This is a genomic window from Halothece sp. PCC 7418 (assembly GCF_000317635.1).
Classification (GTDB): Bacteria; Cyanobacteriota; Cyanobacteriia; order Cyanobacteriales; family Rubidibacteraceae; genus Halothece.
Genome location: NC_019779.1, coordinates 2704717 through 2717696, shown reverse-complemented (window position 1 = coordinate 2717696; position 12980 = coordinate 2704717). Strand labels below are relative to the sequence as shown.

Genomic DNA, 12980 nt, shown 5'->3' with positions numbered 1-12980 from the left:
CGAGAATGACTGAGACGACACTGGCAAGTCAATATGATCCTTCAACGACCGAAGCGAAATGGCAACAGTTTTGGGCGGATCAAGAGGTATTTAAGGCCGATCCTAAAAAGGGAGGAAAACCGTTTTGTATTGTGATTCCTCCGCCGAATGTGACGGGGAGTCTGCACATGGGTCACGCTTTTAATACGGCGTTGATTGATGTGTTGGTGCGATATCATCGGATGCGTGGCGATAATACGCTTTGTCTTCCAGGAACGGATCATGCCAGTATTGCAGTGCAAGCCATTATTGATAAACAACTTCAAGAAGAAGGGTTAAGCCGTTTCGATATTGGACGGGAGAAGTTTTTAGAACGGGCTTGGCAGTGGCGAGAAGAGTCTGGCGGGAGTATTGTTAATCAGTTAGAACGATTAGGTTTATCCGCAGATTGGTCGCGGGAACGCTTCACCATGGATGATGGGCTATCTGCAGCCGTTCGTACTGCGTTTGTCAAGTTATATGAAGAAGGCTTGATTTATCGCGGAAAATACATGGTGAACTGGTGTCCAGCCTCTCGTTCCGCGATTTCTGATTTAGAAGTAGAAAATAAGGAAGTGAACGGGAATCTGTGGCATTTCCGTTATCCTCTCACAGATGGAACTGGCGCGATCGAGGTAGCGACCACCCGACCTGAGACGATGTTAGGAGATACGGCTGTGGCGGTGAATCCCAATGATGAACGGTATCAAGACATGATTGGGAAAACCCTAACTTTACCTCTCATGGGACGAGAAATTCCGATTATTGCAGATGAATATGTGGATTCTTCTTTTGGTACAGGTTGTGTTAAGATTACGCCTGCCCATGATCCTAATGACTTTGCAATGGGAGAACGTCATAATTTGCCGTTTATTACGGTGATGAATGAAGATGGGACGATTAATGACAATGGCGGTGAGTTTGTGGGTCAAGACCGCTTTGAAGCGCGAAAAAATGTGGTGAAGCGGTTAGAGGAAGAAGGCTGTTTGGTGAAGGTGGAAGATTATGTTTCGACTCTTCCTTATAGCGATCGCGGTAAAGTTCCCATTGAACCATTAATTTCGACGCAATGGTTTGTCAAGATTGATCCCCTTGCGAAAAAAGCCCTTGACTGTCTCGATCAGGAAAACTCCCCTTATTTTGTTCCCCAACGCTGGAAGAAAGTCTATCGCGATTGGCTGGTGAAGCTAAGAGACTGGTGTATTTCCCGACAACTGTGGTGGGGACATCAGATTCCTGCATGGTATGTTATTAGCGAGACGAATGGACAAATTACGGATGAAACGCCGTTTATTGTCGCCCATAGTGAAGAAGAAGCCAAAGACCGCGCGATCGCGCAATATGGTAATGATATCGAATTACAACAAGATGCGGATGCCCTTGATACTTGGTTTTCCTCTGGGTTATGGCCCTTCTCCACATTAGGATGGCCCGAAGCAACAGACGATTTCAAGACTTACTTCCCCAATACTACCCTCGTCACTGGCTTTGATATTATCTTCTTCTGGGTCGCCAGGATGACGATGATGTCGGGACATTTTACCGATCAGATGCCTTTCCGCGATGTTTATATTCATGGCTTAGTGCGGGATGAAAATGGGAAGAAAATGTCGAAATCAGCAGGAAATGGCATTGATCCGCTATTCCTCATTCGCAAATACGGCGCGGATGCCCTCCGTTATACGTTAATTCGAGAAGTGACGGGTGCAGGACAAGATATTAGTCTGCAATACAACCGCGAAACGGATGAGTCGAGTTCTGTGGAAGCCTCCCGCAATTTTGCCAATAAACTGTGGAATGCGTCGCGCTTTGTGTTTATGAATCTAGATGGGAAAACCCCGCAACAGTTGGGAACGCCTGATCTGGAAAAATTAGAAAGCAGCGATCGCTGGATGCTATCTCGGTTTAATCAAATTACTAAAACAACGCGCCAGCAAATCGAAAGTTATGGTTTAGGGGAAGCAGCCCAAGGCTTATATGACTTTATTTGGGGGGATTTCTGCGACTGGTATATTGAACTGGTTAAATCACGCCTGAATGATCAAAATAACCCTGAATCGCGCTTAGTTGCCCAACAAACGCTTGGTTATGTTCTGGAAGGGATTTTAAAACTTTTGCATCCCTTTATGCCTCACGTTACGGAAGAAATCTGGCATACCCTCACTGAATTATCTGAGGATACTCTGGCTTTACAAGCTTATCCCGAAGTTGATGAGTTAGTGGGAGGTCGCCCAGAATTGACAGCAGGAGAGAGTAAGAATCTTTGGGAAGACATTCAAAATCAGATTAATACCTTCCCGAAACAGTTAAATCAGCGTCTCTTAACCCGAGTCGGAATTGGTATTTTCGGAGTGTTTATCTTTACTCTGGTTTTTGCTTTTATTCTCACCTTAGAACAGTTCCCTCTCATTCCCAGTTTCTTGAAATTAGTTGGGGTGGGCTATAGCGGATGGTTTATCTATCGCTATCTACTGACTCAACAAAAACGAGAGGCGTTTGGGAAGTTAGTGCGGGAGACAAAAGAGGAACTTTTGGGTGAAACTTTTGGTGAAACCAGTGCGATTAGTCCTCACAATACGCTGATTAATCCGCAACTGGAACAAGAGTTTGCGTTAACCTTTGCGACGATTCGCACCATCCGTAATTTACGGGCGGAAGCGGGCATTAAGCCAGGTCTGAAAGTGAATGTCATTCTGCAAAGTGAGAGTGAAAAAGAACGAGAGATTTTGAGTAAAGCGCAGAAATATATCCGTGATTTAGCCAAAGTCGAAGAATTAACTGTTACGTCTGCTTTAACTGAAGATCAACAGCAGGTGATTGCAGGGGTTGTGGGAACAATTCAAGTGTTAATTCCTCTGGCTGGTGTTGTGGATGTGGAAGTCTTACGCAGTAAGTTAGAGAAAAATCTCAGCAAAGTGGAAGGAGAAGTCAAATCCTTACAAGGTCGCTTGAATAACGAAAAGTTCGTTAGTAAAGCCCCAGCAGAAGTGGTACAAGGGGCAAAAGATGCCCTTGCTGAAGCAGAAAAACAACAGTCGATTTTAAGGGAGAGACTAGCAAGACTTCTGTAAAGCATGAAACCTCCCCCACTTGGGGGGATGCGTCACTCATTTTGTTCAAACTGGACTGAGATCGAATCGCCAATTTCTAATCCCAATTCTTGAGCGCGTCCGCCTTGGAGTTCAATCACTTGATCAATCACAACGTCAGGGCTATAAGTAGGACAAGGATCTTCTTCACAAGGAGGAACTTGATGCGCGATCGCGCTGACTTTTCCATTGCGGACAAAAATCATATCGAGGGTAACCTCAACATTCTTCATCCAAAATCGAGGGACTCGTGGCGGATCCATGGGAAACAGCATTCCTCTGTTTTTTGGCATTTCTTCTCGATACATTAGCCCAATCGCTTGTTGTTTTGGGGTGTTCGCAACTTCTAATTTAATTGTTTCCCCACCAATTTCCACTTCTGCGGTAATCGGGAGTTCTTGCGCCAGCGACTCCGTTGCAGGTCTTTCGGAGTTCGCTATTGAGCGATCACTGGGAGTACAACCAATGAGTAATAAACAAGATAAGATGATCCAACTTAAACGCAGCATTTTAGAAAGTGAGTTATTAACTAACGACAAAATTATATGAAATGCCTAAATGTTTGCTACAATTGAGGTTTGGCAAGCCCGTTTAGATATTTCTCCTCAGTTGGGACAAAAATATTGGGCTGTTCTTAATGCTGAGGAACAAAAACGAGCCAATCGCTTTGTAAGGGGGGAGCATCAAACACGCTTTATTGCAGGGCGAGGAATACTGCGATCGCTGCTGGGACAATATTTGAATTTACCACCCGAACAGATTGAGTTTGACTATCTTCCCCAAGGAAAGCCGATTTTAGGAAAAAAACACAGCTTTTCCAATTTACAGTTTAATGTTTCCCATTCTCAGGATTTAGCTTTATATGCCATTTCTACAGAATATCAGCAGGTGGGGATTGATTTAGAATGGATTCGTCCCTTTCCGCAAGTCTTATCCTTAGCCCGTCGTTTTTTTACGGAACAAGAGTTTGCTGATTTGGTCTCACTTCCTTCTAAGCAGCAAGAAAGAACGTTTTTTCAACTTTGGACAGCCAAAGAGGCTTATCTCAAAGCAACAGGAGAAGGCTTAAAGGGATTGCAAACGATAGAAATCAAGATGGATCAAGATTCTCAGCAGTTTGAGGTAAGAAGGAGTCAAGCAAAGGTTAGTTTATACTCTTTTACGCCAACCAGTGATTTTATTGCCACTGTTGCTAGTCTAGAAAATGATCACTCAAATCTAACGCAACAAAGCGATCAAGTGCCTGATACATCCAATAAATTGAAAGTTGAGGATCGCTACTCATGCGATGAAAGCCTAGAGAATCAGCTAGTTTTTCATAATTGGGATGAATAATGAGTGTGTATAGGTCGCACAGATTCGGAAAATCTTCTTGTTGCATTCGGATCAGAGTTTTTTGGGCATCTTGAAGAAACGGAATTTGATAGTTGGGTTGATATTGGGCTTCAATCATCCAACTGCGGACGAAAACCGCAAAACAGTCTTTATCCCCAGGAATCGCAATTTGAAAGGGATCAACCGCTTGCATACTACTGAGATGTAACCCTTTACTGGGTGCGCCGAAAAACATCGGTTCGGAAACGCTAGCGGTAGGATAAAGAAGATAAAACCCCACAGGATGACCGTTATCGCTGCGTCGTAAGACTCGTAAACCTTTTGGGTATTGACGACTCCATTGGCGTAATAAACGGCTGATGCGATGGGGAAGGGTTTCACAATTGCGATTCATCCAGTTGTAGTTTTGGGCGAGTAAGGTTGCAACGGGAATCGCGTCACTGCGGGGATCAAATTGATCAATGATTAACGGTTGTGGCGCAACGGTCTGCTTTTGTGGGGTGAGTTCGGGGGTCACTTTAAGTTTTAGGTTGGTGGTATTCCCATCAAAGGATTTTTCAATTAAACCTAAAGCAGCTAACTGGTCTAACATCATCCCTGCTGCGCGATCGCTGCCTTTTTCTTTATCGCTATAAAACAGTGTCGCTGCTTCACGATGAGTACAACTAACTGTTGTCGAAGTATCCAGTAATTCCCTTAAAGGGGGTTGCAAGTTAGGATGATGTTTCTGTTTATCTTTTACAGTTAAATAAATCCACAAACGAACAAAACATTCTGCACGAACCCGAGTTAATCCCACTCGCCTTCCCAAGTGATTAATTAACGCTTCTTGTTCTTCCTCACACAGCCACGCTTCTAATTCTGTAGTATCCATCACTTTGCTTTTTCTCCTAATTTTACTTCACCTTACTTCACCCTCCTTCACTAAATTACAACTTCCTACTCTTCGGTTGTGAATTCTCATTGTGGTTTCATCACAGGGCTTGTGAGAATAGAAATCAAGATGAATGAAGAGGAAGTGATTATGGATAATCAAAACTATCAAGCACCAATTTCCCACACAAAGGCTTGGATCGCGCAAACTTGGATTTCTTTTCTACTCGCGATTAGTTTAACGTCACTAGGAATTATTTATTTACCTGTTAATAATTGGATTAAAGGATATTTAGGAATGGGCTTATTTTTCTCTGTTGGTTCGACGATTAGTTTATCGAAAACCGTGCGAGATATGGAAGATTCCAAACGCATTATTAACCGCGTTGATGAAGCGAAGTTAGAGCGGTTATTAGCGGAACATGATCCTTACAAAAGCTAAATCCATTTCATCCCTATAAGTGATCTACTCTAACACAACGATTGATTGAGAAGATGATTGTCTTCTTAAAATAGAGAAATAATTAGCAGACTTGAGTTGGGGTGGCTTATATCTGTCTTGATAAATGTTTGCTAGGTAAGGATGGAGGGGAGAAATACTTCCAGGCTATGTGTAGCATGAATGAATCAATTCCATCTTATTTTAATGATATCGAGAAGAAATGGAGTCAAAGTAATGACTGGTTTTATTGTTCTAACGTTACGTTTATTATTGGGGATTTTGACACTGAAGATTTTCGTTCGCTTGGACCCAGTTGCTAGTTTTATAAATCAAGGATATCAAGCAATCTTAAGAGATCCTTCCACTCATTTCTTTATGGTCTTTGGGGAAGAATTCTTAATTTTTTTATTACCGCTTATATTCTATTACCAATTATCTTTGATACGCTTAATAGAAAACTTGATCAAAATACCTTAAAGGTGATTGGGGTAAAGTTTGTCTTTCTCCTGATCTTTTGCTTCCTATTTAATTTGATTGGCTTAAGTGCGTTTATTATCAACACAGATGGCAGATTGATTGGGATTCTATATGGTTATATGCTCGTTTTATATTTTGGCATTCTAGGAGAACTAAAACCAGTTTTGTTTTTGGAAGAACCCCGATATTTTTTAATTGATTTGAGAGAGCAAAGTAGCCCGCGCATTGGTTTACAGTTTTTGGCTTTTTTTGCGTTTATGTTAATTGTATCTTGGAGTTTTGGCACGGAAAGCACAATCAAAGAAGCCCAAAATACTCTAGTTCAATACTTCAAATAAAATTAGAACCTAAGGAAAAATAGCCTACTTTCAACAGCAGGCTCAGTTAACAGGATTAATTTTTAAGATTCTTCTAAAAACTGGCGTAATTCAGCCAGTATTTCTTTTACTGTTGAGTAATATTCTAAATCGCCATTAGTGGCTAAACTGGTTTCATTGGCTGTTTTTTCATGGAGCAAGGACATAATTTTTCCCATTTCTTGCAGCATTTTGGCTTTTTCTAAGTGTTCATATTCAACCCAAGATCCATGCTGGGCTTCCCAAGTTGCTGGATCTTCGTTGTAACCGCGATAAAATTCACTATATTGATCAAGTTTTTGCTTTAAGGTAGCAGCATTCATTGCAGTTTTGTTGTTCTATTTGTTCCCTTTCTCAGCCTATCACAAAGCCTGATTTTTGTAAATTATTTTTTTGCAGGATAAATGCTTGTCCACCCAGTCTAAAAATAAAACTCTGGACTGACCCCTGAACAACTTTCAAAAAAAATAAAGTTTTGAAAACCGTCGGCTGGTCGCCTATGTGCTTTAATTGTAACACAAAATGCGGGAAACATCTTGTCTCGGAAGTAAAACGGAAACGGAAAAAGTAAGGGCGTGTTGCCCCTACTTATGCGATCGCGCATTTTATCTCAGTGCGACGAGAAGACCCCCGTTATACCAGAGGTTAACGGGAAGGCGTATAAACATCTGAGGAGACCTCAGATGACAGCCCCTCATGAATCGTAGCCAAATTAAAAAAGCGCGAAAGCGCGTCCATAACTTAGCACCTTGTCACATTCTACTAAGCAACCTATAATAAAGCTATGCTTGAACAACTTGGTCAGTGCTCACACTCAACTACCGATACCGTATCTATCCCAACAAACAGCAGGAAGAAACTCTCACGGAGATTCTTGAAATCTGCCGTAGTGCGTATAACTATGCTTTGCGGGAGATTAAAGATTGGTGTGGTAGTCGAAAATGTAGTATTGACCGATGCAGCTTAGTCTCAGAATATATCATTCCCGCCGATGAAAAATTTCCCAGTGAGTTAAAGCAACTCAACGCGCTTCCCAAAGCGAAGAAACAATTCCCAAAATTAAAGAAAGTCCCATCTCAAGTCTTGCAGCAAACAATCAAGCAGCTACATAGGGCGTGGGACTATTTTCGTTCAAGGGGATATGGCTTTCCCAGATTTAAGAAATACGGGCAATTCAAATCAATCCTATTTCCACAATTTGAGAAATACCCAATTAGTGGAAATAAGTTAAGGTTGCCTAAAATCGGAGAAATCCGAATTAGAATGCACCGAGAAATCCCCACAGGATTCTCTTTGAAACAAGTGCGTGTTGTGAGGAAAGCGGATCGCTGGTACGCCATAGTCTGCATTCAGTGCAACGTGGATGTTCCCCCCCTCTCTTTCTCCCCCACTGGGGGAGATGTAAGAGGGGGTGGCTATGCAATCGGTGTGGATATTGGCTTAAAGGAGTTTTTAGCGACCAGTGACGGTTTCTTCGTGAAACCGCCTCGCTTTTTCCAGACCATGCAAAGGAAGCTGGGATTGCTCCAACGCAGATTGAGTCGAAAAAAGAGAGGGTCTAAAAACTACCATAAGCAGAGACTTAAAGTAGCACGACTGCACCACAAAATTGATAACGCCAGAAAAAACTTCCACCACCAAACCGCACACCAACTGTGCAATCAAGCAGACCTGATTTTTGTCGAAGACTTAGATTTTCGCATGACCGCCAAAGGGATGTTTGGCAAAGATATGCTAGATGCAGGGTTTGGACAATTCCGACAAATTCTAAAAGAAGTGTGTTGGAAGCGGGGAAAGTATTTCTCAGAAGTGGATGCAAAAGGAAGCACCCAAACTTGTCCAAGATGTAGCACTCATGTTGGGAAAGATCTCAGTGTGAGGATTCATGAATGTCCTCAGTGCAACTTAGTCGCGGATCGGGATGTGGCTGCTGCTTGTGTGCTACGAAATCGAGGAATCGAAAAGATAAATAGTACCGTCGGACAGGCGGGAAGCAAAACGCCTAGGCAATCGGGCTGTCGGGAGACTGGGATTCCAGTCTTAGATCAGTGGTGCAATCCCATCCATGGGAATAACTAGGAAGCCCCCGCTATAACGAAGTTTAGCGGGGGAGGATGTCACTCCTCGTCGTCCTCCTCATCAGTAGGATAAACGAAGGTAGAGCGACCACTGAGAACCGATTTGCCTAGGGATAAGGCTTTTTGTGCTTCAAAGGAGGCTTTGCGCTTCCAGAGTGACTTGTGAGTGCGTTTTTTGGCTTTAGATCGTTTTTTCTTAGGAACTGCCATATTTCAAAAAATAGATGTTCAATGCTATTTTGACAACCTTTCTATTTTAATCGATTCGATCGCGTTGCGTCTGGGAAATTTCGTTTCGGATCTGAGTGCGAACCTGCATCAGCATTTTTCCCAACTCATTTTGTCCGCTGCCATCTTTGCCACATCCCCAATAATAATCTCGGGGAGAATCTTCGATCAACCATTCTTCGCCAGTCTTGAGTAAGGTTTGTTGAAGATCGAGATGAGTGAGAAACTTCGTTAAAACCCCCCGCCACATGACGGATCGTTTGGCTGTCTTCCAATCAGCACGGATGGTGCGAGCGCGATCGCGCCCAATTGCTGCTGCTTCTTCAGGGGTAGCAACCTGACGGATCATTTCCATGAGAGGTTGGTCAGGAGTTCCCAGTAGTTTATGAGCTTGATAATAATGTTCTACGGTGGGCCATTGTTTACCGTCGATGGTCACTGGATGAGGAGAAAAGTTAGAAAAGCAACCATAGGGCTGATCGGCTTTATAAAAATAAATCGCCATTGGGTTCGTTGAGCAGGAAGATAGGGACAAATGGGGTGACCAACCACCGTCTATTGTTCATGGTCTGCCCAGCCTTGTCAAGGGGAAGGAATTGATAGAATAAGTTAGGCTCTTTTAAGAAAGGAAGAGGAAGATGAGTAACAAAACGCAATTACTCAACGCGATCGCGGGGAAAAATCGAGGACAATTAGTAAAAGAAGAGGAAAAAGTTTCATTATTGAGCGCGATCGCGCAATTAGAAGAAGAAAACCCAACCCCGAATCCAGTTGAGTGTGCTGATTTACTGGGTGGAAATTGGCGTTTGCTTTATACAACGAGCCAAGATTTACTCGGTTTGGATCGATTTCCAATTTTACAAACGGGAGACATTTACCAGTGTGTTCACCCCGAGAAAAATCGAGTTTATAATATTGCTGAAATTATTGGTGTACCGTTTTTAGAGGGGATTATTTCTGTGGTTGCTGAAATGACACCTGTTTCCGAAAAACGGGTTAACGTTGACTTTCAAAGATCAATTGTTGGATTACAGCGCCTTTTCAATTATCAAAATCCATCTCATTATATCCAAGCGATTGAAGAGGGCAAAAAATTTCCTCCGCTTGATTTTCCGATTAATCGAAGAAACTCAAATCAACAACCTTGGTTAGATATTACTTATCTTGACGAAGACTTAAGGATTTCCCGAGGGAATCGAGGCAGTGTTTTTGTTCTTGCTCAGTCTTAAGGTTATGATGGTGGAGAAGAAATCAGGCAATACTACCGCGTTTATTACTTTCCTTGTAAGAAACGCCGACATTGGGTAAGCCTGCTTTAATCATTTCCCGTTCTAAGAGGGCAAAAAAGCGAGCGCGATCGCTGCTTCTAACCACAGCTTGATTATGAGATTCCGCGATCGCGACAGGATAACCATACCCTTTATACACTTGCGCCAGTAAAAGGCTCAAAGATTGGTCTAATAAGGTTAAATCTTCCGCGACCCATGCGGGGAACTCAACTCGGGCAATTTCTGTTCCCACATTGAGATAACAGAAATAAATGGCAAATTCTTGGGGATAGAGGTCTAAAATCGGACTCTGACTCCGCCACAAACCTGATCGCTGCCCAGGGGAGAGTAAGGTTTGCCATAAGGTGGTATCCCGTAGGGGTTCACAAACTTGACAAGGGAGTTGATTCGTTTGCAGGTTACCACAATGGGTTTGACAGTCGGGGGTGTTATAAGCACAGGTGGCATACCGAAGAAATCGCACGGCTTCTGTATGACGGTTAGCACTAAGATACCCCATTAAAGGCACTCCTGCGGATGCGAGTTGTCGCCATGCTTCAAAAATACGGGGGAGGAGTTGTTCACGGGCGGGAGGGGGTAGGGTATCTAAAAACCAATAGATTAAAGAACCATCCACTAACGCGAGATTGGGTTCATAATGGGCTCCTGGAGGGTTGACCCAGCGACACGCCATCTCGGAAAGGGCTTCAATCTCAGAAACGGTGCGCCGATAGCCCATCCATTCTTCAGTCGGGATTCCCCACTGACGAGATTCATATAAGTCTTCGCGGGTGTAGAAGACTTCAGGGAGACTATCGAGAACGGGAAATAAACTTTGTCCATAGTGCAGCATCACCCGCCCAATATTAATGAGATAACAGTAGGCAATTTCGTGATGAGAGGGGGCAATTTGTGAGCCATCGGTAGCAAAAACACTGTGAGCGTAAGGGGGAACGGAAATTTCTTGACAGGTGTCGATGGGTTCGATGGGTTGTGCTGCTTTAAACAGAGCGCGATCGCGCCAATCTTCTTGTTTTTTGACTAATTCTTCTTGTTGAGTGACACTTTCAAGCAGTAGCTGTTGTCCTCGCTGCAACCGTTCGTTACTTGCGGATGCTTCTTGGTGGAGGTGTTCACTAATGGCTGGGAGTTGTCCACTAAGTTTAGTAATATCGAGCATAGGTTTAATCCTTGGTCATTTGTCCTTTGTTATCCGTTCGATTAACCAATGACGAATGACAAATGACCCTATAAAAGAGAATCCATCAAGGTTAATAAATTGATCGCATCCTCAGATAATTCCGAATGATTCTGATGCTGGAGATGATTTTCTAAGAGTCCTTTTAAGGAAATTAATTTTAAGCTGTTTTCGGCTGGGGTTTGCGCGATCGCGCTGGCTGCTTTCAAATAATCGGTCGCGCCTAAATCCATCAAAGCGGAGCGTCGTAAGGGCAATTTTTCTGCTTTTAGCCCTTCTACTAATCGCTTACCATAAATATCTTCTTTTGTCAATTGATAGAGAGCACGAGCGGTGGCTAGCTGAACTTTTGCCACGGGATGGTCTAAAAAGGGTGCAAGTTCTGATGTGGTGTCGGTTGCGCCGAGAGTTCCCAACGCTTCAATGACCGCTTCGTAGGGCTGTACGAGATGGGGTTTTCCTGGAACTGGTTGCGCTGCTTCCACTCCCCCTGCGAGTAAGTTTCTTAAATGAGGAATCGCTTGTGGATCGCCAATTTCCTCTAGTGCTTGAGCGCAGGCTTCTCGGACATAATAATCAGTACAATTTAAATTTTGAATGAGGAGAGAAACCGCTTGGGAATCTTGGAGTTTTCCTAACGCTCGGGCTGCGTTGCGTCGTAGAGGATATCCCCCATCAGGAGAGCGATCTGATTCGTCTTCTAAAGCGGTCAACAAAGCAGTAATCGCAGTGGGGTCAGTCACTCGGAATTTTCCTAACCACCAGGCTGCGTAATAACGAAGACTTAAATCGTCTGTTTGTTGCAAGTGCGCGATCGCGGTTTCAGTCGTGTAGGTTGTCATCTAAGTAGCTGCATTCGTTTCTTCTGGGTGGGCTAAGACACCATTGAGAAAAATATCAGCAATGCCTTCAGCCATTTCTTTCATCGCATGGGGTGGGGCATCTGATTCAATAATCGTATCACTAGAAAAGCCTGCAATTGTAAACATTCCTAAAAAGACTTGCGCGACCACGCGGGGGTTCATCTGACGATAAATTCCGCGTTCCATTGCAGTTTCAAAGAAGGCTTCTGTCACATCGGTCATTTTAGAAATGACTTCCGACTGGATACGTTCTCTTAGTTCAGGATGAAATTGGGCTTCAAAAAAGCAAACTCGCAATAATTCGCCATTTTCATGAAGTCGGAACATTCGTCGTCTCATCACCTGTGCTACTGCTTTATAACTTCCCATTTCGCTTAACTCGGTGAGGAGATCGGTTAAAATTTCTACCCAGCCTTCCGTTGCGACTTCCACTAAGATGGCTTTTTTATTCTCGAAGTAGCGAAATAAAGTTCCTTCTGCAATCCCCGCGTCTGCTGCTAATTCTTTCGTTGTGGTTGCATCATACCCTCGATTCGCGAAGAGGCGTTGTGCCGTCTTGAGGACGCGATCACGCACTTCCGACGACGATTTTTGAGACATAGAAGGGGGAGCTTGTGAACGGAACACTTGCATAAGACTCTCATCTGTAGCTTATCATTGATAGGGTAGCTTTGATCCAACAAGAAAGTTGACCATTTTCAACAATCTGTAACAGAACTTTGCATTATTGTCTGTCTGGGCTGAGTCAAACCAAG

The 12980-nt window shown here is 43.4% G+C and carries 14 protein-coding genes and 1 pseudogene; 7 read left to right on the top strand and 8 right to left on the bottom strand.

All coding sequences use genetic code 11. The annotated features are described in order from the left end of the window. Positions 1 to 5 precede the first annotated feature (5 nt). Positions 6 to 3089 carry a valine--tRNA ligase gene (locus PCC7418_RS12240; protein WP_015226504.1) on the top strand — a complete coding sequence of 1028 codons (3084 nt, stop codon included), beginning with the start codon at positions 6 to 8 and terminating at the stop codon, positions 3087 to 3089. A 32-nt stretch (positions 3090 to 3121) separates the two neighbouring features. Here PCC7418_RS12240 and PCC7418_RS12235 read toward each other — a convergent pair whose 3' ends face one another. Next, positions 3122 to 3616, bottom strand: coding sequence for a DUF192 domain-containing protein (locus tag PCC7418_RS12235; protein WP_015226503.1), 495 nt, complete (start codon positions 3614 to 3616; stop codon positions 3122 to 3124). Positions 3617 to 3665: 49 nt separating this feature from the next. Here PCC7418_RS12235 and PCC7418_RS20960 point away from each other — a divergent pair. Then, a pseudogene (locus PCC7418_RS20960) lies at positions 3666 to 4283 on the top strand (4'-phosphopantetheinyl transferase family protein); the annotation flags it as partial. Between the two features lie 16 nt (positions 4284 to 4299). Here PCC7418_RS20960 and PCC7418_RS20270 read toward each other — a convergent pair. Next, positions 4300 to 5316 (bottom strand): hypothetical protein, encoded by a 1017-nt coding sequence (locus PCC7418_RS20270; protein ID WP_015226501.1) that lies wholly within the window; start codon positions 5314 to 5316, stop codon positions 4300 to 4302. A gap of 150 nt (positions 5317 to 5466) precedes the next feature. Between PCC7418_RS20270 and PCC7418_RS12225 the strand changes: the two genes are divergently transcribed. From PCC7418_RS12225 to PCC7418_RS12215, 3 genes are all read left to right on the top strand, one after another. Beyond that, entirely contained in the window at positions 5467 to 5757 is a 291-nt protein-coding gene (locus PCC7418_RS12225; protein ID WP_041596641.1) for a YiaA/YiaB family inner membrane protein, read from the top strand. A 234-nt stretch (positions 5758 to 5991) separates the two neighbouring features. Continuing rightward, positions 5992 to 6234 (top strand): hypothetical protein, encoded by a 243-nt coding sequence (locus PCC7418_RS12220; RefSeq protein ID WP_015226499.1) that lies wholly within the window; start codon positions 5992 to 5994, stop codon positions 6232 to 6234. Between the two features lie 2 nt (positions 6235 to 6236). After that, entirely contained in the window at positions 6237 to 6572 is a 336-nt protein-coding gene (locus tag PCC7418_RS12215) for a hypothetical protein (protein ID WP_015226498.1), read from the top strand. Positions 6573 to 6634: 62 nt separating this feature from the next. Here PCC7418_RS12215 and PCC7418_RS12210 read toward each other — a convergent pair whose 3' ends face one another. Beyond that, on the bottom strand, positions 6635 to 6913 hold the full coding sequence (locus tag PCC7418_RS12210; protein ID WP_015226497.1) for a hypothetical protein: 279 nt from the start codon (positions 6911 to 6913) through the stop codon (positions 6635 to 6637). Positions 6914 to 7394: 481 nt separating this feature from the next. Between PCC7418_RS12210 and PCC7418_RS12205 the strand changes: the two genes are divergently transcribed. Further along, complete coding sequence (locus tag PCC7418_RS12205) at positions 7395 to 8669, top strand: RNA-guided endonuclease TnpB family protein (RefSeq protein WP_015226496.1); 1275 nt, start codon at positions 7395 to 7397, stop codon at positions 8667 to 8669. A 38-nt stretch (positions 8670 to 8707) separates the two neighbouring features. On the opposite strand, the gene PCC7418_RS12200 is transcribed toward PCC7418_RS12205, so the two are convergent. Further along, entirely contained in the window at positions 8708 to 8878 is a 171-nt protein-coding gene (locus PCC7418_RS12200) for a 50S ribosomal protein L32 (RefSeq protein WP_015226495.1), read from the bottom strand. A 46-nt stretch (positions 8879 to 8924) separates the two neighbouring features. Beyond that, positions 8925 to 9401, bottom strand: coding sequence for an NADAR family protein (locus tag PCC7418_RS12195; protein WP_015226494.1), 477 nt, complete (start codon positions 9399 to 9401; stop codon positions 8925 to 8927). 133 nt (positions 9402 to 9534) lie between these two features. Here PCC7418_RS12195 and PCC7418_RS12190 point away from each other — a divergent pair, with 133 nt between their 5' ends. Beyond that, a complete protein-coding gene (locus tag PCC7418_RS12190; protein ID WP_015226493.1) occupies positions 9535 to 10125 on the top strand; it encodes a PAP/fibrillin family protein in 591 nt (196 codons plus the stop codon). A 22-nt stretch (positions 10126 to 10147) separates the two neighbouring features. On the opposite strand, the gene PCC7418_RS12185 is transcribed toward PCC7418_RS12190, so the two are convergent. The 3 genes from PCC7418_RS12185 to PCC7418_RS12175 all read right to left on the bottom strand — a co-directional run bounded on the left by PCC7418_RS12185 (position 10148) and on the right by PCC7418_RS12175 (position 12858). Beyond that, positions 10148 to 11344 (bottom strand): DNA double-strand break repair nuclease NurA, encoded by a 1197-nt coding sequence (locus tag PCC7418_RS12185; protein WP_015226492.1) that lies wholly within the window; start codon positions 11342 to 11344, stop codon positions 10148 to 10150. Positions 11345 to 11412: 68 nt separating this feature from the next. Further along, on the bottom strand, positions 11413 to 12204 hold the full coding sequence (locus PCC7418_RS12180; protein ID WP_015226491.1) for a HEAT repeat domain-containing protein: 792 nt from the start codon (positions 12202 to 12204) through the stop codon (positions 11413 to 11415). Further along, positions 12205 to 12858, bottom strand: coding sequence for a TetR/AcrR family transcriptional regulator (locus tag PCC7418_RS12175; RefSeq protein WP_015226490.1), 654 nt, complete (start codon positions 12856 to 12858; stop codon positions 12205 to 12207). It abuts the gene before it with no gap. Positions 12859 to 12980 lie beyond the last annotated feature (122 nt).